Below are 17,846 nucleotides of genomic sequence, written 5' to 3'. Positions count from 1 at the left end.
TGTCCTTCGTGCGGGGCTGATGCCCTGGCCCGAAACAGCTCAAAGCACAGTTGAGGAAGTCCAGAGGTTCGGCGGAGGATGGCGCACATGGACCGACCGCTGCTCAACCGCCGCCTCGCCGAGTTCGGCACCACGATCTTCGCCGAGATGTCGGCGCTCGCCGTACGCACCGGCTCCATCAACCTCGGCCAGGGATTCCCCGACACCGACGGCCCCGAGGAAGTCCGCGAGGCGGCCGTACGCGCCCTGCGCGACGGCCTCGGCAACCAGTACCCGCCCGGCCCCGGCATCCCCGAACTCCGTACCGCCGTCGCCGAGCACCAGAAGCGCTTCTACGGGCACCTCGGCCTGGCCTCCGATCCCGACACCGAGGTCCTGGTCACCGCCGGCGCCACGGAGGCCATCGCCGCCGCACTGCTCGCCCTCCTCGAACCGGGCGACGAGGTCATCGCGCTGGAGCCGTACTACGACTCGTACGCCGCCTGCATCGCGATGGCGGGCGGCACCCGCGTCCCGGTCACCCTGCGCCCGGCCCCGGAGACCGGTGCGTACGCCCTCGACCTGGACGAACTACGGGACGCCGTCACCGACCGCACCCGCCTCATCCTCCTCAACACCCCGCACAACCCGACCGGCACCGTCCTCACCCGCGACGAACTCACCGCGATCGCCGAGCTGGCCGTGGCACGCGACCTCCTCGTCATCACCGACGAGGTCTACGAACACCTGGTCTTCGAGGGCGAGCACATCCCCCTCGCCTCGCTTCCCGGCATGCGCGAACGCACCGTCACCATCGGCTCGGCCGGCAAGACGTTCTCGTTCACGGGCTGGAAGGTCGGCTGGGTGACGTCGTCCCCGGAACTCGTGACCGCCGTCCGCTCCGCCAAGCAATTCCTCACCTATGTCTCCGCGGGCCCTTTCCAATACGCGGTCGCCGAGGCCCTCGCACTGCCCGACAGCTACTACACCGCGCTACGGGACGACCTGCGCAGAAAACGCGACATCCTGGCGCGCGGTCTGACCGAGGCGGGATTCCGGGTATTCCGGCCGTCCGGCACGTACTTCATCACCACCGACATCAGGCCCCTCGGCTACGACGACGGCTTCGCCTTCTGCCGCGCCCTGCCGGAACGGGCCGGCGTCGTCGCGATTCCCAACGCGGTCTTCTACGACCACAAGGACCAGGGAGCGCCGTTCGTACGCTTCGCTTTCTGCAAACAGGAAAAGGTGCTGGAGGAGGCCGTCAGCCGACTCCGGGCTCTCTGAACGGCCCCGGGCCGCTCCGCGGCGGTGACCGGAGGCATTCGAGGCTGGTGCGCAGGCGGCGGGAGAATTCGCCGCCCGGGGCCGCAGACACTCCCGGCTGCCACCCGCTCACCCAAAGACACGGGCCCCCGGAGCCGATCGCTCCAGGGGCCCGCGCAGCCGGGTTCGGGACGGCCGAGGATCAGTCCTCGTCGTCGCCCGGCTTGCTGTCCGGGTCGATCTCGGCCTCCAGGCCCAGCTGCTCGACGAGCCACTTGTCGAACTCGATCGAGGCGCGGACCCAGCTGACCGTGCTCGAAACGAAGTGTTCGAGCGAGACACCGGTGCCGATCAGCATCGATGCCTCACCGATCAGACGGACGGTGCCGTCGTCGTGGGTGTGGGTGTAGGCCTTGGGCCACAGCGTCCGGCGGTTCCAGTCGTCGATCGCCTCCAGCAGCTTCGACTTCTCGTCGATGCCGTGGGCGCGGTCATAGAACGTACGGACGGAGAAGATCTGCTGCTCCTCCTCGCCACGGAACATGAAGTACGTGCGGAACTGCTCCCACGGGGCGGCGAGGTCACCCTCCTCGTCGACTACGTACTTCAGCTCCATCTGGTCGAGGAGCTGCTTGACCAGGTCCTGGTCGGGCACGACGGGCCCCTCAGGACCCGACGGCTGCGGTTCGGGCTCGGGCTGGCCCCCGAAATTCGGAATCGAGGACGGGTCGATGCTCACCGTGGAATTCCCTTCGTATGGTCAATTGCCATCCTCCACCATCTCCGCCCCGTTCTGGCAAGCCCCGGCCGGACGGGACGGGACACGCCGCCGTTTCGGCGGACGCCGGCGGCCCGGCCCGGTCCTCGGCGGGCAGGTCAGGCCGCCGCCCGCACCGCCTCCACCGACAGATGGTCGCCGTCCACGTCCACCCGCACGGTGTCCCCGTCCAGCACCTCGCTGGCCAGAATGGCGCGTGCGAGCTGATCGCCGATGGCCGTCTGGACCAGACGGCGCAGTGGGCGGGCCCCATAGGAGAGGTCGGGGGCGGGGGCGTCGACGACCGGTTCCTGGCCGAGCCAGGCGAGCCAGGTCAGGGCGCGGTCGGTGACGTCCAGGGCGAGGCGGCGGTCGGCAAGCCGGCGCTGGAGATGATCGATCTGGATGCGGGCGATCCGCTGCAGCTGCTCGGTGCCCAGCGGATGGAAGACCACCAGGTCATCGAGGCGGTTGAGGAATTCGGGGCGGAACGAGGCGCGGACCGTCTCCAGGACCTTCTCCTTCTTCTGGTCCTCCTTGAGCAACGGGTCCATCAGGACGTTGGAGCCCAGGTTGGAGGTGAGGATCAGGATGGTGTTGCGGAAGTCGACGGTGCGGCCCTGGCCGTCGGTGAGCCGGCCGTCGTCGAGGACCTGGAGCAGGATGTCGAAGACCTCGTGGTGCGCCTTCTCGATCTCGTCCAGCAGGATGACGCTGTACGGGCGGCGGCGGACCGCCTCCGTCAGCTGGCCGCCCTCCTCGTAGCCGACATAGCCGGGCGGCGCGCCGACCAGCCGGGCAACGCTGTGCTTCTCGCTGTATTCACTCATGTCGATACGGACCATCGCCCGCTCGTCGTCGAAGAGGAAGTCCGCGAGCGCCTTGGCCAGCTCGGTCTTGCCGACGCCGGTCGGGCCCAGGAAGACGAACGAGCCGGTGGGCCGGTCGGGGTCGGCGATGCCCGCGCGGGAACGGCGTACCGCGTCCGACACGGCGCGCACCGCCTCGTCCTGCCCGATCAGCCGCTTGCCGAGCTCCTCCTCCATACGCAGCAACTTCTGCGTCTCGCCTTCGAGGAGACGGCCGGCGGGGATACCGGTCCAGGAGCCGACGACGTCGGCGATGTCGTCCGGGCCGACCTCCTCCTTGACCATGGGCCCCTTGCCGCCCGCGGCGTCCTTGGTCGCCTCCTGCTCCGCCTCGGCCTCGGCGGCCTCCGCCAACTCCCTTTCCAGGCTGGGGATTTCGCCGTAGAGCAGCTTGGACGCGGTGTCGAAGTCGCCGTCCCGCTGGGCGCGTTCGGCCTGGCCGCGCAGATCGTCGAGCCGCTCCTTCAGCTCACCGACCCGGTTGAGGCCCTCCTTCTCCTTCTCCCAACGGGCGGTCAGGCCGCGCAGCTCCTCCTCCTTGTCGGCGAGGTCCTTGCGCAGCTTCTCCAGCCGCTGGACGGAGCCGGCGTCGGTCTCGTTCTTGAGCGCCAGTTCCTCCATCTTGAGGCGGTCGACGGCGCGCTGGAGCTCGTCGATCTCGACGGGCGAGGAGTCGATCTCCATACGGAGCCGGGACGCGGCCTCGTCGACCAGGTCGATGGCCTTGTCCGGGAGGAAACGGGAGGTGATGTAGCGGTCGGAGAGGGTGGCCGCGGCGACCAGGGCCGAGTCGGCGATCTGCACCTTGTGGTGCGCCTCGTAACGTCCCTTGAGGCCGCGCAGGATCGCCACGGTGTCCTCGACGGTCGGCTCGGCGACCAGCACCTGCTGGAAGCGCCGCTCCAGCGCCGCGTCCTTCTCGATCCGCTCGCGGTACTCGTCGAGGGTGGTGGCGCCGACCATCCGCAGCTCGCCGCGGGCCAGCATCGGCTTGAGCATGTTGCCCGCGTCCATGGACGAGTCGCCGCCGGCGCCCGCGCCGACGACCGTGTGCAGTTCGTCGATGAAGGTGATGATCTGGCCGTCGCTGGACTTGATCTCCGCCAGGACGGTCTTCAGCCGTTCCTCGAACTCACCGCGGTACTTCGCGCCGGCGACCATCGCGCCCAGGTCGAGCGCCACGAGCCGCTTGTTGCGCAGCGACTCGGGCACATCGCCCTTGACGATGCGCTGCGCAAGCCCTTCGACGACGGCGGTCTTGCCGACGCCCGGCTCGCCGATCAGCACCGGGTTGTTCTTCGTACGCCGCGAGAGGACCTGCACCACGCGGCGGATCTCGTGGTCCCGGCCGATGACCGGGTCGAGCCGGCCCTCGCGGGCCGCGGCGGTGAAGTCCGTACCGAACTTCTCCAGCGCCTTGTAGGTGCCCTCCGGGTCCGCGGTGGTCACCCGCTGCCCGCCCCGGCTCTCCTCGAACGCGGCCAGCAGCTTCTTGGCGGTGGCGCCCTGCTGCGCCAGCAGCTCACCGGTCCTGCCGCCCTTGGCCGCGATGCCGATCAGCAGGTGCTCGGTGGAGATGTACGCGTCACCGAGCTCCTTGGCGCGCTGCGAGGCGTCCGCGATGACGGCGAGCAGATCGCGGTCCGGCTGCGGGGGCGCGACGGTCGAGCCCTGCACGCTGGGCAGCGCGGCGAGCTGCCGCTCGGCGCCGTCGCGCAGCGCGGCGGCGTCCGCGTCGACGGCCGCCAGCAGATCCATGATGTTGTCGTTGTCCTGCCCGGCCAGCAGCGCGAGCAGCAGATGCGCGGACGTCATGTCCGCATGCCCGGCGGTGACCGCCCGCTCGTTGGCGGCGCTCAGCGCCTCCCGGCTCTTGTTGGTCAGCTCGGCGTCCACGTGCCCGTACTCCTCCTCGTGCGGTGCCTGACAACGGTCTTGAAGGGTCTTGCTTGTTCTAACGTGCGATAAGTTGAGTCTATTCCACTCAAGGCGACTCTTCCGGGTGAACGACGCCGAACGCGCCTTCGCCGTTGGCATCCCCTGGCAACACTGGCCTTCGACCACAAGGAGGTGCAGCATGACGGCTATGGCACACGAGCCGATGCCCACGCACGACGACATCCTCCTGGAAGGCTTTCTGGCCCTGGAAACCCCGACGGGGTTCCGGGCCGAGCTCATCGAGGGGGACATTGTTGTGACACCGCCGACGGACGGCGATCACGAGGAGTACCTGGCCGCGATGAACGAGCAGGTGGTGAGCGCGTCAGCGACCGCCATGCGCTGGTACGGCGGCAAAGGACTCAAGCTTCCCGGCCTGGAACCCAACCCCGCGGACCACGTGATCCCCGATGCCACCATTGCCCCGCGCGCTCTGCGCCTCTTCCGGGGTGCCAGCCCCTGGATGGCCAGCGACGGCGTAGCCATGGTCATCGAGGTGACGTCGACCAGACCACGCAACGACCGCGTCGCCAAGCGGCACGGATACGCCCGCGCCGGCATTCCGCTCTACCTCCTCGTCGACCGCGACAAGTCCACGGTCACGCTCTTCAGCGAGCCGAAGGACGGGGACTACCGCGAGAGCCATTCCACGCCCTTCGGCAAACCCGTCCCCCTCCCCGCCCCCTTCTCCTTCGACCTGGAGACCTCCGACTTCCTCTGATCTGCCGGGCCCCGACTACCCTCCCCCCCATGGCCCACGACCTCACCGCCCTCGCCCCCGCGTACCTCGCCTTCTGGGACGAGTACTTCATGTGCACGCTGACCACGCTGCGTACCGACGGCACCCCGCATGTCGTGCCGGTCGGTGTCACCTTCGACGCCGGGCAGCGGATCGCGCGGGTGATCACCCGCAAGGACAGCACCAAGGTCAAGAACATCCTCGCCGCAGGTCCGGACGGGGCCGCCGTCGCCGTCTGCCAGGTGGACCGCGGCCGCTGGGCGACGCTGGAGGGCGTCGCGCGGGTGCGTACGGACGCGGAGTCGGTGGCGGACGCGGTGAACCGGTACGCCGCGCGCTACGGGCGGACGCCGACGCCCAACCCCGATCGCGTGATGATCGAGATCGCGGTGACCAAGGCGCTCGGGCGGGCCTGACGCCGAGCCGACGCCTGCGGGTCCCGGGTTCCAGACATGCGCCGCGCCCGGCCCGCACACGGCCCGTAGGCGGCTCGTACACAGCCGGTACGCGGTCCGGACCTGGCTGGAAATCGCCCTTCCTTACGCATCCGTTGGTCCCCGCCTGGTACCCAGGACCGTAGGAAACCGAACAGCCCCGCGCAGACAGCGGACCGCTTCGGACCTCTCCCGGGCAATACACGGCAGCTGGAGGCCGCATGGCGTCTGCACTGCGCATCGCGACGACCGTTCCCCGCCACCCCGAACCCTCCCCCAAGGTCTCGACTTCTCCCCCACTCTCAACTTCGTTCGAGCGGGGGGACCCCCATGAACAGGGAGGACCCCCATGGCCACCGCCACACGCCGAGCTCTGCCCGCGCTGCGGCGGCCAGCTCGCGGTCAACCAGGACGGATGGAAGATCTGCCACGCCTGCGGTTACGCCTCGCCACCCGGTACAGCCCCTCCACCCCGGGCCGTCTGCGGGGGTATCGTCGCCCCCACAGTCGCCACGCCCCGGAGGGCACGATGAACTCGGTCCGAGTGACGGCGATCGCCTGCCTGATGCCGCTGTCCGAGCTGGACGAGGATCCGTTCCTGGTCGACGACCGCAGCCAGCACGACATGTGCAAACAGTGGGCGGCGGCCCGTGACTACCACCTGACCTGCCAGCTCAGCCTGCACCAGCTGCGCGCCGACCACAGTGCGCTGTGGAGCGATGTGGAGGAAGGCCTGGTCGATGTGTTCGTGACGCCCAACCGCCGGGCGCTGGAGAACGCCATCGACGGGGCCGACGAATTCACCGCACGCTGCGCCGCCGCCGGCGTGCGCCTGGAGACCGCCGATCTCGACGAGCCCGTCTACACCCTGGCGATGAAGTCGCATGTGCACCGCCGGCTCTCGATGCCGACCGCCGGCTACAACGGCTGCTGAGACCACCACCGGCAGGACACGAAAAGGGCCGGGTTTCCCCGGCCCTTCCCCGCATGAGAGGTCCCTGTCGGCAGCGGCGCGCCCCGCCTACTCCGACGACGACCGCTTGGGCCGCCACACCACCAGCGCACTGGTCTGCTGCACATCCTGATACGGCACCAGGTCACGGCGGTACGAGGCATGCACCGCCGCCTCCCGCTGCTGCATCGCGCTGGCCGCGCCCTCCAGGGCGCCCTGCAGCTCGACGACCCGCTGCTGGAGGGCCGCGACCTGGTTCTCCAGCTCGATGATGCGCTTGATGCCGGCGAGGTTGATGCCCTCTTCCTGCGACAACTGCTGGACGGTGCGCAGCAGTTCGATGTCGCGGGCCGAGTAGCGACGCCCCCGGCCGGCCGTGCGGTCGGGAGAGACCAGGCCCAGCCGGTCGTACTGCCGCAGGGTCTGCGGATGCAGCCCGGAGAGCTGAGCCGCGACGGAGATGACGTACACCGGCGACTCTTCGGTCAGTTCATATGGGTTACGACGCTGCCCGCCCCGGCTGTCCATCTCAAGCTCCCTTCGCGGCCTGGAACAGCTCCGCCCGCGGGTCCTGCCCCGCGGTCGCCTCGCGATAGGACTCCAGCGACTCCCTCGCCTTGTCGCTGAGGTCCTTGGGGACGACCACCTCGATGGTGACCAGGAGGTCTCCCCGGGTGCCGTCCTTGCGGGCCGCGCCCTTGCCTCGGGCCCGCATGGTGCGTCCGTTGGGGGTGCCGGCCGGCAGTTTGAGCGTGACCGGCGGGCCGCCCAGCGTCGGCACCTTCACCTCGCCGCCCAGCGCGGCCTCCGGGAAGGTGACCGGCACCGTGACGGTGAGGTTGTCGCCCTTGCGGCCGAAGACCGGGTGGGCGTCGACATGCACCACGACATACAGATCGCCGGCCGGGCCGCCCTGCTCGCCCGGGGCGCCCTTGCCGCGCAGCCGGATGCGCTGCCCGTCGGAGACGCCCGCGGGGATGCGGACCTGCATGGTGCGGGAACTCGTCGCGCGCCCGCTGCCCTTGCAGACCTCGCAGGGGTCCTGGGCGATCAGGCCGCGGCCCTTGCAGTCGGCGCACGGGTCGGTGAGCGAGAAGCCGCCGCCCGCGCCCCGGCTGACCTGTCCGGTGCCGACACACGTCGGGCAGACCCGAGGCGTACCGTTTTTGTCGCCGGTGCCCGAACACGCCTTGCACGGCGCCTGGCTGGACATCCGCAGCGGGACCGTGGCCCCGTCGACCGCCTCGGTGAAGCTGAGCGTCACCTCGGACTCGATGTCCTGACCGCGCCGCGCGTGGCTGCGCGTCCCCGCGCCGCCACGGTTGAACAGGCCGCCGAAGACGTCCCCGAGCCCGCCGCCGAAGCCGCCGGCTCCGCCGCCGCCCTGGGAGCCGCCCCCGAAGAGGTCGCCCAGGTCGAAGTTGAAGCTGCCGCCGGGGCCGCCGGGTCCCGGGCGGAAGCCGCCGTTGCCGAACAGCGCGCGCGCCTCGTCGTACTCCTTGCGGCGCTTGGCGTCACCCAGGACGTCATTGGCCTCGGAGATCTCCTTGAAGCGCTCCTCGGCCTTGGCGTCGCCCTTGTTGGCGTCCGGGTGGTTCTCCCGGGCCAGCTTGCGGTACGCCTTCTTGATCTCCGCCTCGGTGGCGTCCTTCGGGACGCCGAGGACCTTGTAGTAGTCCTTCTCCACGAAGTCCTTGGTGCTCATCCCCGACGTCCCTCCTTCCGCTCTTTTTTCTCTGCTGTCGTCACGTCAGCCCTCGTCCGGGCCACCGCTCTCCTCGTCCGCAGCCTTGGCGTCGTCCTCGGATCCGGACTTGGCGCTCTGCGCGCCCGGCTGCGGCTCGGCGACGGCGACCCGCGCGGGGCGGATGGTCCGTTCACCGATGCGATACCCGGGCTGGAGGATCGCAACGCACGTGGTTTCCGTGACGTCCGGTGCGTACGAATGCATCAGCGCTTCGTGGATCGTCGGGTCGAAGGGCTCGCCCTCCTTGCCGAACTGCTGCAGACCGAGCTTGGCGACCACGGTCTCCAGCGATTCGGCCACCGACTTGAAGCCGCCGACCAGTTCGCCGTGCTCACGGGCCCGGCCCACGTCGTCGAGCACGGGCAGGAGCTCGGACAGGAGGTTCGCCGCGGCGATCTCCTTGACCGTGACCCGGTCCCGCTCCACCCGACGGCGGTAGTTCTGGTACTCGGCCTGGAGCCGCTGGAGGTCCGCCGTGCGCTCGTTGAGCGCCGTACGCACCTGGTCCAGCTGCGCCGTGAGAGCCACGTCCTGCTGGCTTCCTTGCTTGTCGTCCCCGGCCGGGGCCGAGCCCGCCGTTTCGGCGGACTCGGCACCCTGCGCCGTGTCGTCAGGGCTTCCTGCGGACTCGGTGTCGGCGGGGACGTCGGGCTTCTCGTCGAAGCCCGGGGTCTCCTCCGTCACGCGGCACCATCCTTCTTGGGCTTCTCGTCGTCGACGATCTCGGCGTCCACGACGTCGTCCTCGGCCTTGGCCTGCTCACCGGCACCGGCAGCGCCCTCGGCGCCGCCCGCGGCCTGGGCGTCGGCGTACATGGCCTGGCCCAGCTTCTGGGAGACGGCCGCGACCTTCTCCGTGGCGGTGCGGATCTCGGCGGTGTCGTCGCCCTTGAGCTTCTCCTTCAGCTCGTTGACGGCGGTCTCCACCTCGGTCTTCACCTCGCCGGGAACCTTGTCCTCGTTGTCCTTGAGGAACTTCTCGGTCTGGTAGACGAGCTGCTCGCCCTGGTTGCGGGCCTCGGCGGCCTCGCGGCGGCGGTGGTCCTCGTCCGCGTACTGCTCGGCCTCCTGGCGCATGCGGTCGACCTCGTCCTTCGGCAGCGAGGAGCCGCCGGTGACGGTCATCTTCTGCTCCTTGCCGGTGCCGAGGTCCTTGGCCGCGACGTGCATGATGCCGTTGGCGTCGATGTCGAAGGCGACCTCGATCTGCGGGACACCGCGCGGGGCCGGCGGCAGACCGGTCAGCTCGAACATCCCGAGCTTCTTGTTGTACGCCGCGATCTCGCGCTCGCCCTGGTAGACCTGGATCTGCACGGAGGGCTGGTTGTCCTCGGCGGTGGTGAAGATCTCGGACCGCTTGGTCGGGATCGTCGTGTTCCGCTCGATGAGCTTCGTCATGATGCCGCCCTTGGTCTCGATACCGAGGGACAGCGGGGTGACGTCGAGGAGCAGGACGTCCTTGACCTCACCCTTGAGGACACCGGCCTGCAGCGACGCGCCGATGGCGACGACCTCGTCCGGGTTGACGCCCTTGTTGGCGTCCTTGCCGCCGGTCAGCTCCTTGACGAGCTCGGCGACGGCCGGCATACGGGTCGAGCCGCCGACCAGGACCACGTGGTCGATCTCGGACAGCTGGATGCCGGCGTCCTTGATGACGTTGTGGAACGGGGTCTTGCAGCGGTCGAGGAGGTCCGCGGTGAGCTGCTGGAACTGCGCCCGGGTGAGCTTCTCGTCCAGGTGCAGCGGGCCCTCGGCGGAGGCCGTGATGTACGGCAGGTTGATCGTCGTCTCGGTGGACGAGGACAGCTCGATCTTCGCCTTCTCGGCGGCCTCGCGCAGACGCTGGAGCGCCATCTTGTCCTTGGCGAGGTCGACGCCGTGGCCGTTCTGGAACTGCTTGACCAGGTAGTCGACGACGCGCTGGTCCCAGTCGTCACCACCGAGGTGGTTGTCGCCGTTGGTGGCCTTCACCTCGACGACGCCGTCGCCGATCTCCAGCAGCGAGACGTCGAAGGTGCCGCCACCGAGGTCGAAGACCAGAATGGTCTGGTCGTCCTTCTCCAGGCCGTAGGCCAGCGCGGCGGCGGTGGGCTCGTTGACGATGCGCAGGACGTTCAGACCCGCGATCTCACCGGCCTCCTTGGTGGCCTGGCGCTCGGAGTCGTTGAAGTAGGCAGGGACGGTGATGACCGCGTCCACGACCTTCTCGCCCAGGTACGCCTCGGCGTCACGCTTGAGCTTCTGCAGGATGAAGGCGCTCATCTGCTGCGGGTTGAAGCCCTTGCCGTCGATGTCGATCTTCCAGTCGGTGCCCATGTGGCGCTTGACCGACCGGATGGTCCTGTCGACGTTGGTGACCGCCTGGCGCTTGGCTACCTCGCCGACCAGCACCTCGCCGTTCTTGGCGAAGGCGACGACGGACGGCGTGGTCCTGGCGCCCTCGGCGTTGGTGATGACGGTGGGCTCACCGCCTTCGAGAACACTGACGACGGAGTTCGTCGTGCCCAGGTCGATGCCGACCGCACGTGCCATTTCAATTCCTCCAGCTGACTTGAGTGGAACAGGCTCAAGAGTGCAGCATCGCCGAAAACCTGTCAACAGAGCTGAGTCGGGGCCGCTCAACTTTTATGTCGGCCTTATCCTCACCGGGTCATTTCCGTAGACGTCGCGGCTCCGGAGAGGGTTGCCTGCGCGACGCAGATCACCGGCCGCGCGGCTTCATGGGGCCGGGGATACTGGGTAACCTCAGCGCAGACCCAAAAAGTTACCGCTTAGTAGTTCCGCTCGATCGATGAGCGGCTCCGCCTAGATTTCCGCTCTCGCAGGTTCGAGGAGCCCCCAATGCAACTCGCCGCGATCATTGTGTCGCTGGTCCTAATCGCGGTCGGCGTCGCGCTGTTCGGCCGTGCCATCCTGCAGATCTACCGCCTCATGCGGCTCGGCCAGTCGGTACCCGCCGGCACCAGGACCGACGATCCCGCGCAGCGCACCGTCACCGTGGTCAAGGAATTCCTCGGCCACACCCGGATGAACCGCTGGGGCGTCGTCGGCGTGGCGCACTGGTTCGTCGCGGTGGGCTTCTTCTCCCTGCTGCTGACGATCGTCAACGCCATCGGCCAGCTCTTCAAGGCCGACTGGCTGATCCCGGTCATCGGCACCTGGCTGCCGTGGGAGCTGTGGGTCGAGGGCATCGGCACGATGACGACCGTGGGCATCCTCGCCCTGATCGTCATCCGGCAGCTGAGCCGGCCGGGCAAGGCGGGCCGCAAGTCCCGCTTCGCGGGCTCCAACATCGGCCAGGCGTACTTCGTCGAGACCGTCATCCTCATCGTCGGCATCTGCATCGTGACGCTGCACGCCCTGGAGGGCGCCCAGCACGGCGTCGACCACTACGAGGCCGCCTACTTCGCCTCGTACCCGCTGGTCGCCGCCTTCAAGGGCCTGAGCATCGGCACCCTCCAGAACCTCACCTACCTCTTCGCGATGATCAAGATCGCGACGTCGTTCATCTGGATGATCACGGTCTCCCTCAAGACCGACATGGGCGTGGCCTGGCACCGCTTCCTGGCCTTCCCCAACATCTGGTTCAAGCGTGAGGCGGACGGCGATGTGGCGCTCGGCGCGCTGCAGCCGATGACCTCCGGCGGCAAGCCGATCGACTTCGAGGACCCGGGCGAGGACGACCAGTTCGGCGTCTCCCAGATCGAGCACTTCTCGTGGAAGGGCCTGCTGGACTTCTCCACCTGCACCGAGTGCGGCCGCTGCCAGTCGCAGTGCCCCGCGTGGAACACCGGCAAGCCGCTCTCCCCGAAGCTGCTGATCATGTCGCTGCGGGACCATGCGCACGCCAAGGCCCCGTACCTGCTGGCCGGCGGTGGCAAGGACGCCGAGGGCAACGAGACCGCCTCCGCCGAGGCGCTGAAGGACGTTCCCGCGTCGGCACTGGCCGAGGCCGAGCGCCCGCTGATCGGCACCCTCGAAGAGAACGGTGTCATCGACCCGGACGTGCTGTGGTCCTGCACCACCTGCGGTGCCTGCGTCGAGCAGTGCCCGGTAGACATCGAGCACATCGACCACATCGTCGACATGCGCCGCTACCAGGTCATGATCGAGTCGTCGTTCCCGTCCGAGGCGGGCACGATGCTCAAGAACCTGGAGAAGAAGGGCAACCCCTGGGGCCTGGCCAAGAAGCAGCGCCTGGCGTGGACCAAGGAGGTCGACTTCGAGATCCCGGTCGTCGGCAAGGACGTCGAGGACCTCACCGAGGTCGACTACCTCTACTGGGTCGGCTGCGCGGGCGCCCTGGAGGACCGGGCGAAGAAGACCACCAAGGCCTTCGCCGAGCTGCTGCACATCGCGGGCGTCAAGTTCGCGATCATGGGCGGCGACGAGAAGTGCACCGGTGACTCGCCGCGCCGCCTGGGCAACGAGTTCCTCTTCCAGCAGCTCGGCGCGGAGAACGTCGCCTCGCTGAACGCCGCGTTCGGCGAGGACGACGAGGACGAGTCGACGAAGAAGCCGAAGTCGTCGAAGAAGATCGTCGCGACCTGCCCGCACTGCTTCAACACCATCGCAAACGAGTACCCGCAGCTCGGCGGCGAGTACGAGGTCATCCACCACACCCAGCTGCTGCAGCACCTCGTCGACGAGGGCAAGCTGATCCCCGTCACGCCGGTCGAGGGTCTGATCACCTACCACGACCCCTGCTACCTGGGCCGCCACAACAAGGTCTACACGCCGCCGCGCGAGATCATCGCCAAGGTGCCGGGCCTGCGCAACGAGGAGATGCACCGCCACAAGGAGCGCGGTTTCTGCTGTGGCGCCGGTGGTGCGCGGATGTGGATGGAAGAGCGCATCGGCAAGCGCATCAACAACGAGCGGGTCGACGAGGCGCTGTCGCTCAACCCGGACATCGTGTCCACCGCCTGCCCGTTCTGCCTGGTCATGCTGACCGACTCGGTCAACGGCAAGAAGAACGACGGCAAGGCGAAGGAGTCGGTGCAGGTCGTCGACGTGGCCCAGCTGCTGCTGGACTCCGTCAAGACGCCGGTCGACTCCGGCGGGACCGACGGTGGAACGGCGTCGGCGGACGCGCCGGAGCCGGAGCCGGTGAAGTAACGGCGGACGCTCTCCCGTACGGCCGGTCCCGCAACACGCGGGGCCGGCCGTCGGCGTTGCGGCGGGGGGTGTGGCGCTGGGGTGCGGTTGTCGGGCGTGGGAAATGTTGTCGGGCGTGGGAAATTTGGTTGCCCGGCATCTGCCTCGTACCGAACATGACGGCATGCCAGATGACTTCCGCGCCGCCGGCTCCCCGACCACCGGGCCCGCGATCCGTGTCCGACCCGCCGAGACCGCCGACGCGGAGGCGATCGCGGCCATCCACCAGGCGTCGCGGCGCGCCACCATGCCGTATCTGCCGCCGCAGCGGCGTACCCATGAGGAAGTCGCCCGGTGGGTCCGCGAGATCGTGCTGATGGAGTGTCATACCGTGGTCGCGGTGCGCGGCCCGGAGGTCCTCGGCTACGCCGCCGTCCGGGGCGAGCTGCTGGACCAGCTCTACCTCCGCCCGGACGTCCGCCGCCAGGGCATCGGCAGCCTCCTGCTCGCCGAGGCGCGGCGGTACCGCCCCGGCGGTCTGACGTTGCACGTCTTCCAACTCAACGACGCCGCCAGGGCGTTCTACGAGCACCACGGCTTCACGGTCATCGCCACGGGCGACGGCAGCACCAACATGGAGAACCTGCCGGAGCTGACGCTCGGTTGGGTGCCGGCATAGGGCCGGTCGGGTCCTGATTTCGCGTCCGTCGGACGACGGCTCCACGTTCGTTGCTCCCGTTCGTCGGACGCCGGCTGACCCGTCGCAGGAACGCCGGCTGACCCACCCTCGGAAGGCCGACCGGGCCTCCGTGGAGAGCCTGCCGGACCGCCGTGGAGAGCCTCCCGAGCCTCCGTGGAGAGCCTCCCGATCCCCCGTAGGGCACCGTCCCTCCATTGCACATCGGACTCGCCGGCGGACCTCCCCGGGGAATACCGTCCGGCGCCCCCACGTTGTGGACCCGCAGGGGGCCCTCCCATCCCCTAGGGGATATCCCCTAAGGGATGTCACAGGTCAGCAGCAAACCCCGCCCCGCTGCCCCGCATCCGCCACCGATGCCGCACAGACCAGGTACTTTCGAAGGCGTGGCTGGATTCAGGATGGGTCGCGGACGGGATCCCCGCACCGCGCAGGACGGGCAGCAGCAGGGGCAGGCGCCGTACGGGCAGCAAGGGCCGTACGGGCAGCAGCCCCCGCCGCCGCATGGGCAGTGGCAGCAGTCTCCGCAACCGCAGCAGTACGGCGGCCGACCGCAGGGACAGCCACAGGGCCGGCCCCACGGGCGCCCGCAGCCGCAGGGGCAGTACGGCGAGCCGGAGTACTTCGGCGACGGCGACTACCAGGCCGGGCAGCAGTCCTACGCGCCGTACGCCAACGACAACAACCCTGGCCACACGCAGCAGTTCAGCGTCGGCGAGGCCCCGGACGCGTACGGCCCCTACCCGGACCAGTACGACAACGGCCACGGCCCCGACGGCCAGTACGACGACGGCGGCACCTACCGCGCGGGCCAGGCCACCGCGCCGCCGGCCGGCCCCCGGCTGCACTGGAAGCAGCTGCTGTCCGGCATCGTGCTGCGGCCCTCGCCCACGTTCTGGCAGATGCGCGACCACACGGTATGGGGCTCGGCACTGACCGTCACCTTCGTCTACGGCCTGCTCGCCGTCTTCGGCTTCGACAAGGCCCGCGAGGACGTGCTGAACGCCACGCTCGCCAACAGCATCCCGTGGGTGCTGATCACCGGCGTGATGTTCATCGTCGGCAGCCTGATCCTGGGCGCGGTCACCCACACCATGGCCCGCCAGCTCGGCGGCGACGGCTCCTGGGCGCCGACCATCGGCCTCTCCATGCTGATCATGTCGATCTCGGACGCGCCCCGGCTGATCTTCGCGATGTTCCTCGGCGGTGACAGCACCCTGGTGCAGGTCATCGGCTGGCTGACCTGGCTCGCGGCCGGCTACCTCTTCACCTCCATGGTCAGCAAGTCGCACGACCTGCCGTGGCCCAAGGCGCTGGGCGCCGCCGCGATCCAGCTGGTCGCGCTGCTCGCCCTGGTGAAGCTCGGCACGCTGTAGCCGTACGCGGCGCCGCTGCCGCACGCCTCGCCGTACGCCGAAAGGGCCCGCTCCGACACACCGGAGCGGGCCCTTTCGCAACCCTTCAATGAGCCCTTCGCCACCCTCGACGAGACGAAGCGCCAACTCTTACGAGGCCTTACGAGGCCTTACGAGGCCTTACGAGGTCTCACGAGGCGAAGCGCTGCCCCGCCGACCCGTCGCACGGCTGCAACCGCAGCGGGTCCTTAGCCGCGCTCAGCGTCAGGCAGAGCGACTGGGCCGCGGCCGGCCGGACCGTACCGCCGTCCGCCCGTACGAACTGCTGGTTGGCCGCGCCCGAGCAGTTCCAGAGCACCAGCCCGGTCCCCGGCTCGTAGCGCGCGCCCGGCACGTCCAGACACCGGTCGTGGGTCAGTTCCACGTGAAACATCCGCTGCTCCGGGTCGTACCACCAGCCCTGGTTGCGCTGCCCGGCACAGTCCCAGCCGCCGACCGCCGTGCCGTTGCGGCTGGCACCGCCGGCCGCGTCCACGCAGCTCCCGGTACCGGCGTTCTTCAGCGGCCGGTACGCGTCGTCCCAGGCCCCGGCGTACAGCTTCGGCCGCCCGGTGCTCGCCGGATCGGTGCAGGACGCCTCGCGCAGCCCCGGTGTCGCGTAGAGCTGGGTGAGACACGACGCGAAGGCGCGATGGCCCGCGGCGTTGGGGTGGAAGGACTGGCGGACGGAATTGGAGTCCGGCGGGAAGGGGTTGGAGAGATTGACGTACAGGCCGCGGGCCCAGGTCTCCTCCATGCAGACCTCGTGCCCGTGGAAGAGCCGGGAGGCGTCGAGATAGGTGGCGCCGGTGTCCTGGGCGGCCTTCCGTACGCCCCGCTCGAAGGCCGGCACGGCGGTGTTGCGCCCCCAGCCCGCGTCGGAGGTGTAGCCCGTGCAGCCGCCCGGCAGCTTCCCGGGGAAGTTCGGGTTGTCCTCCACGTCCGGGCCGATCGGGCTCGGATACGACATCACCACGAGCCGGTAGTCGCCGTCCGCGTACCCGGCGTCCCGCATCACCGTCCGCAGATCGCCGATGGTCCGCTCCACCTTCGGCACCAGTCCGTCGACCCGGGCCTGCCACCCGGGCTGGTACTTCGGCTCACAGGTGCCCTGGAGCAGGAACCAGCGCGTCACGCAGTCCGTCATCACCGGCCCGAACTGCAGATCGTCATTGGCGCCCGCCACCAGCAGCACCATCTTCAGCTTGGTGTTCCGGGCCGCGATGGCGAGACTGTCGCTCTGCACCAGCTCGTCCGGGTACTGCTTGCTGCCGCCGATCACAATGTTCCCGCTGTACGCGCCCGAGCAGGCGGCGTTGTACGTCACATCCGCGGCGATCCCGGTCCGGTGGATCGCCGCGTCCGGCGACCGGTGGCACCAGTTGTCGGGCCCGTCGGTCCCCGGCTCGTACGTCCCGACGCCCTCCCCCGAGATCTCGCTGTCGCCCAGCGAGATCAACGAGGTCTTGCGCTCACCGGCCGGCCGCTCGGCGGGGTCACCGTAGAGCCCGGTCGCCTGCCGCGCCCGGATCTCCTCGAGCTCGGGCGGCAGCGGCTTGGCGGAGGCGGCGCCCCGGCCGGGCGCCGCGGTGGCTCCGGAGGCGGGCGCTCCGGAGGCGGCGCTCGCCGTCCCCACCGCCACGGTCACCGCCAGGCCGAACGCCACAACGCCCGCCCTCAGCCGACGCCCGCGCGCCGCCCGTCCGCCGCGCATCGCCCCACGCCCGGGTAACGCCCGTCCGCCACCCGACCGCCGTTGTCCGCATTTCGCACGCACCATTGGGGCCTCCCCTCCGGTCTGCTGTTACCGCCGGTATTTACTCGGAAGTAAGCACCGTTGGAACACCCGGAGCGGTATTGGCCGAAAAGCGCGCAAGGGACCGGCAACCGCACGCCCGCACCCGCCCGGCCCCACGCCAACACGCAAGCAGCGGACGGAAGTTACTCCGTCCGCTGTCAGCACCCAGCCCTCGACACC

At 69.4% G+C, this 17,846-nt stretch carries 14 protein-coding genes; 7 read left to right on the top strand and 7 right to left on the bottom strand.

What is annotated here, in order from left to right; genetic code table 11:
• Positions 1 to 87 precede the first annotated feature (87 nt).
• Positions 88 to 1,266: a pyridoxal phosphate-dependent aminotransferase gene (locus tag FCH28_RS35135; RefSeq protein ID WP_136744452.1), complete on the top strand. Its 1,179-nt coding sequence runs from the start codon at positions 88 to 90 to the stop codon at positions 1,264 to 1,266.
• Positions 1,267 to 1,447: 181 nt separating this feature from the next.
• On the opposite strand, the gene FCH28_RS35130 is transcribed toward FCH28_RS35135, so the two are convergent.
• Positions 1,448 to 1,984: a YbjN domain-containing protein gene (locus tag FCH28_RS35130; RefSeq protein WP_136744450.1), complete on the bottom strand. Its 537-nt coding sequence runs from the start codon at positions 1,982 to 1,984 to the stop codon at positions 1,448 to 1,450.
• A 137-nt stretch (positions 1,985 to 2,121) separates the two neighbouring features.
• Entirely contained in the window at positions 2,122 to 4,767 is a 2,646-nt protein-coding gene (gene clpB / locus FCH28_RS35125; RefSeq protein WP_136744448.1) for an ATP-dependent chaperone ClpB, read from the bottom strand.
• 181 nt (positions 4,768 to 4,948) lie between these two features.
• On the opposite strand from clpB, the gene FCH28_RS35120 reads away from it, so the two are divergent.
• The 3 genes from FCH28_RS35120 (at position 4,949) to FCH28_RS35105 (ending at position 6,916) form a co-directional block, all read left to right on the top strand.
• Positions 4,949 to 5,530 (top strand): Uma2 family endonuclease, encoded by a 582-nt coding sequence (locus FCH28_RS35120; RefSeq protein ID WP_136744446.1) that lies wholly within the window; start codon positions 4,949 to 4,951, stop codon positions 5,528 to 5,530.
• Between the two features lie 29 nt (positions 5,531 to 5,559).
• Entirely contained in the window at positions 5,560 to 5,964 is a 405-nt protein-coding gene (locus FCH28_RS35115) for a pyridoxamine 5'-phosphate oxidase family protein (protein WP_136744444.1), read from the top strand.
• A 547-nt stretch (positions 5,965 to 6,511) separates the two neighbouring features.
• Positions 6,512 to 6,916: a hypothetical protein gene (locus FCH28_RS35105; protein ID WP_136744440.1), complete on the top strand. Its 405-nt coding sequence runs from the start codon at positions 6,512 to 6,514 to the stop codon at positions 6,914 to 6,916.
• A gap of 87 nt (positions 6,917 to 7,003) precedes the next feature.
• Here FCH28_RS35105 and FCH28_RS35100 read toward each other — a convergent pair whose 3' ends face one another.
• From FCH28_RS35100 to dnaK, 4 genes are read right to left on the bottom strand one after another with little or no spacing between them, the layout of a single operon-like run.
• Entirely contained in the window at positions 7,004 to 7,462 is a 459-nt protein-coding gene (locus tag FCH28_RS35100) for a heat shock protein transcriptional repressor HspR (RefSeq protein ID WP_136744439.1), read from the bottom strand.
• A gap of 1 nt (position 7,463) precedes the next feature.
• Complete coding sequence (gene dnaJ, locus FCH28_RS35095) at positions 7,464 to 8,639, bottom strand: molecular chaperone DnaJ (RefSeq protein ID WP_136744436.1); 1,176 nt, start codon at positions 8,637 to 8,639, stop codon at positions 7,464 to 7,466.
• Positions 8,640 to 8,684: 45 nt separating this feature from the next.
• Positions 8,685 to 9,365: a nucleotide exchange factor GrpE gene (gene grpE / locus FCH28_RS35090; RefSeq protein WP_136744434.1), complete on the bottom strand. Its 681-nt coding sequence runs from the start codon at positions 9,363 to 9,365 to the stop codon at positions 8,685 to 8,687.
• Positions 9,362 to 11,212, bottom strand: coding sequence for a molecular chaperone DnaK (dnaK, locus tag FCH28_RS35085; RefSeq protein WP_136744432.1), 1,851 nt, complete (start codon positions 11,210 to 11,212; stop codon positions 9,362 to 9,364). The genes grpE and dnaK overlap by 4 nt, the downstream gene beginning before the upstream one ends.
• A gap of 309 nt (positions 11,213 to 11,521) precedes the next feature.
• On the opposite strand from dnaK, the gene FCH28_RS35080 reads away from it, so the two are divergent.
• From FCH28_RS35080 to FCH28_RS35070, 3 genes are all read left to right on the top strand, one after another.
• On the top strand, positions 11,522 to 13,798 hold the full coding sequence (locus FCH28_RS35080) for a (Fe-S)-binding protein (protein WP_136744430.1): 2,277 nt from the start codon (positions 11,522 to 11,524) through the stop codon (positions 13,796 to 13,798).
• A 163-nt stretch (positions 13,799 to 13,961) separates the two neighbouring features.
• Positions 13,962 to 14,456 (top strand): GNAT family N-acetyltransferase, encoded by a 495-nt coding sequence (locus tag FCH28_RS35075; RefSeq protein WP_136744429.1) that lies wholly within the window; start codon positions 13,962 to 13,964, stop codon positions 14,454 to 14,456.
• Between the two features lie 419 nt (positions 14,457 to 14,875).
• On the top strand, positions 14,876 to 15,850 hold the full coding sequence (locus tag FCH28_RS35070; protein ID WP_136744547.1) for a Yip1 family protein: 975 nt from the start codon (positions 14,876 to 14,878) through the stop codon (positions 15,848 to 15,850).
• Between the two features lie 169 nt (positions 15,851 to 16,019).
• Here the strand turns inward: FCH28_RS35070 and FCH28_RS35065 are convergent, their stop codons facing one another.
• A complete protein-coding gene (locus tag FCH28_RS35065; RefSeq protein WP_136744427.1) occupies positions 16,020 to 17,582 on the bottom strand; it encodes a ricin-type beta-trefoil lectin domain protein in 1,563 nt (520 codons plus the stop codon).
• Positions 17,583 to 17,846 lie beyond the last annotated feature (264 nt).

It is taken from the genome of Streptomyces piniterrae (assembly GCF_005048155.1).
In the GTDB taxonomy this organism is placed as follows: domain Bacteria; phylum Actinomycetota; class Actinomycetes; order Streptomycetales; family Streptomycetaceae; genus Streptomyces; species Streptomyces piniterrae.
The sequence above is the reverse complement of the archived record's forward strand: the minus strand, read 5'-3'. Positions and strand labels throughout refer to the sequence as shown.

Coding starts and splice junctions, on each gene's coding strand:
- FCH28_RS35135 (WP_136744452.1), top strand. CDS start 88: ATGGACCGACCGCTGCTCAACCGCCGCCTCGCCGAGTTCGGCACCACG.
- FCH28_RS35120 (WP_136744446.1), top strand. CDS start 4,949: ATGACGGCTATGGCACACGAGCCGATGCCCACGCACGACGACATCCTC.
- FCH28_RS35115 (WP_136744444.1), top strand. CDS start 5,560: ATGGCCCACGACCTCACCGCCCTCGCCCCCGCGTACCTCGCCTTCTGG.
- FCH28_RS35105 (WP_136744440.1), top strand. CDS start 6,512: ATGAACTCGGTCCGAGTGACGGCGATCGCCTGCCTGATGCCGCTGTCC.
- FCH28_RS35100 (WP_136744439.1), bottom strand. CDS start 7,462: ATGGACAGCCGGGGCGGGCAGCGTCGTAACCCATATGAACTGACCGAA.
- dnaJ (WP_136744436.1), bottom strand. CDS start 8,639: ATGAGCACCAAGGACTTCGTGGAGAAGGACTACTACAAGGTCCTCGGC.
- dnaK (WP_136744432.1), bottom strand. CDS start 11,212: ATGGCACGTGCGGTCGGCATCGACCTGGGCACGACGAACTCCGTCGTC.
- FCH28_RS35080 (WP_136744430.1), top strand. CDS start 11,522: ATGCAACTCGCCGCGATCATTGTGTCGCTGGTCCTAATCGCGGTCGGC.
- FCH28_RS35075 (WP_136744429.1), top strand. CDS start 13,962: ATGCCAGATGACTTCCGCGCCGCCGGCTCCCCGACCACCGGGCCCGCG.
- FCH28_RS35070 (WP_136744547.1), top strand. CDS start 14,876: ATGGGTCGCGGACGGGATCCCCGCACCGCGCAGGACGGGCAGCAGCAG.
- FCH28_RS35065 (WP_136744427.1), bottom strand. CDS start 17,582: ATGCGCGGCGGACGGGCGGCGCGCGGGCGTCGGCTGAGGGCGGGCGTT.